Source organism: Acidisphaera sp. L21 (assembly GCF_009765685.1).
In the GTDB taxonomy this organism is placed as follows: Bacteria; Pseudomonadota; Alphaproteobacteria; order Acetobacterales; family Acetobacteraceae; genus LMUY01.
Genome location: NZ_LMUY01000014.1, coordinates 14,092 through 16,479 on the forward strand (window position 1 = coordinate 14,092; position 2,388 = coordinate 16,479).

2 protein-coding genes and 1 tRNA gene are annotated in these 2,388 nt (G+C 58.3%); all 3 read right to left on the reverse strand.

Going from position 1 to position 2,388, the window contains the following annotated elements:
* Positions 1 to 523: 523 nt before the first annotated feature.
* Positions 524 to 593, reverse strand: a tRNA-Gly gene (locus GSQ76_RS03140).
* Positions 594 to 1,236: 643 nt separating this feature from the next.
* On the reverse strand, positions 1,237 to 1,605 hold the full coding sequence (locus GSQ76_RS03145) for a DUF421 domain-containing protein (RefSeq protein WP_216850868.1): 369 nt from the start codon (positions 1,603 to 1,605) through the stop codon (positions 1,237 to 1,239).
* A gap of 77 nt (positions 1,606 to 1,682) precedes the next feature.
* Entirely contained in the window at positions 1,683 to 2,195 is a 513-nt protein-coding gene (locus GSQ76_RS03150) for a hypothetical protein (RefSeq protein ID WP_158742459.1), read from the reverse strand.
* Between the last annotated feature and the right edge of the window lie 193 nt (positions 2,196 to 2,388).

Here is a 2,388-nt window from a genome sequence, read left to right on the forward strand (position 1 = left end):
TGCGGCCTTATGGGACACACACCAGCGAGTGGTCGATCGGCCAGGCCCTTACCTGAAGATCTGTCTTACCCTGTGCGCGGCGCTGACCGGCCTGGACGGAGCGGTCGGTTGTGACGGCATTTCCCACTTGGCCAACAGAGGCTCCCGGCCAGCCCTCTGTTCCGCCCAGCGCAGCAGATCCTTGACGACCTCGCTGGGCGTGGTGATCGGGCCGTCCGAGTGCGCCATCACCGCCTGCATGATCGGTGAGGTCCGGTCGAAACCAGCGGCCTCGACCAACTCAATCAAACCGGACCTTGGTAGGGCTACGGGATTGGACATTGCCCAGAACGTGGCACGCAAGAAGATGTCGGGTGATGGCTCTATGGATGGCCAACGCCGCCATGATCAAGGCGTCTCTTGCCAGGTAGCCTGCTGCCTTAAGGGATGGTCTGCGAGACGACCTATGGACCTGAGCGGCCCGACCAGAAGCCGAAGCACCGCCGGTCAAGCTTGGAGATCGTCCTCCATGATGGCATCGGGTAGCGGGTGACGGGATCGAACCCGCATTGCCAGCTTGGAAGGCTGGAACTCTACCATTGAGTTACATTCGCGGTAGAGCACCATTACGATGCGTTTTGACAGGGTGCAACATCTGCACAATCTAGCGCGGGAGCCTAGGGCAGGCTCTGATAGGACCTAATCAGCACTGGGATCACCCGGTTACATCAGGATGCGATGTAAGGCCGATTGGAGGATTGACTACCCGCAGGTTGGGCTCTGAGCATCCCGCCTGACGCGCTCCTGGCATTGCCAAACCAATGAGAACTCACGCTCTGTGCACGCCGTTTCTCGCCTGGATGTCGCACCCCTTTGGGTGGCGGCTAGGAGTGGATTTTTACATGCGTTCTAATCTCATCATCGCTGCTGTCGGCCTAATCGCGGCCTCAGTTGCAATGCCTGCGTTCGCCCAGTCCACGCCGATAGCAAACGCCACCTCGCAAGGTGACGCCACCACGACAGGCGGCAGCCAAGGCATGCTCAGTGCTGCCAACCCGGCAGGCCAGATTGCAACCACATCTGTAGACGGCGGGGCAGGTACGGTACCGTCGGCAGCCCCAAGGACTGAGACGGCAGGGACGACAGGAATGTCCAGCGCCATGCCCGATGCAACCAGCAACGCGTCTAAGTAGTCTACATTGGGCGGCTCAGGCTTTGGGTCGTCCCAACTCCTCGCTATCAGCAGCTTACAAAAGGTCACTCTCCCTCATCCTGTGGAATGATCGACACCTTGCCGTCACGTTCGATGATGGCGTAGCGAACCTGTTCTAGCCGCATGAGCCCCTTCTGCCGAACGGCCGCCATCACATCGCTTTCAAGCATACGCAGGGCCCGCATCCGATCCTGATGCCACTCCCCTTTCTCGAAAACGATCACTGGCGTTCCATCCACGATGCGGCCAAACCACTCGAACCGCTGCTTCAGGGCGGATATGGACACGTGCATCAGGCCAATTGAGAACACGGCACTGACGGCCGCTACCATGGAATGGTCATCTCCCAACACCGCCGACATCAGCGCACCGCCAAATAGAAACAGGACGACGATATCGAAGGGTGCCATCATGCTCGCCATGCGCCGCCCGATTAACCTGACAGCGAGCAAAAGGATTAAATACGCGATGGCTGCGCGTATAATGACGCTCATGGAAGTACGAACAGCGTCCAACGCTGTGCGGCATAGCCCTCACGTTGAGCGACCAGTTCGTTCGGGCCCAACGACATTGGTTGCAGCATGAGCCTCAGCTTGGCGTCGCGCGTCCCTGGCGCAACTGGGATTGTCATCACCATGCCACCGTCCACAAGCCGGGTTTGTAATGGTTGTGGCTCAATCCGTTGAAGGCCCATCGGCTCAACGATGTTGGTGCCAACGAATATATCAATTGTTGAAGATGCCGATGCGTTATCCAGGTTGAACGTCACCTGCGTGCCTGCCTGCGATCGTGTTACCGGCTCGAAGTCTACAGTGAGACCAGTCCCAATGGATTTCGCGGTTTCATGGCTGTAGGGTCCGCGACCCAGAAATCCAGCGATGCCAGCTGCCACAAACAGGACCATGATCCAGCGGCCAACTTGCTCAGCTCGACGCCATAGGCGCTCAAAGCGTTGGTCGAAACCAACCTCAAGCTCTTCGTTGACTCGATCCGCACCTTGCACGGGGGCTGAACATCAGGCTCTCCGGCGAGTTGCGTTCACTGCCTTTGAATTGGCTGGCATAGCTCGAGAGACAAAGAGGTCGCACCTGCCGAGTTGGAATCCTATCGCAAGATGGTGAATGGTTAAAGACGCCAGTGGCGCGTTGAGCGTGGCTAACCACGTCTAGGAACCCCATGAGCATTTTCAGCTCGAT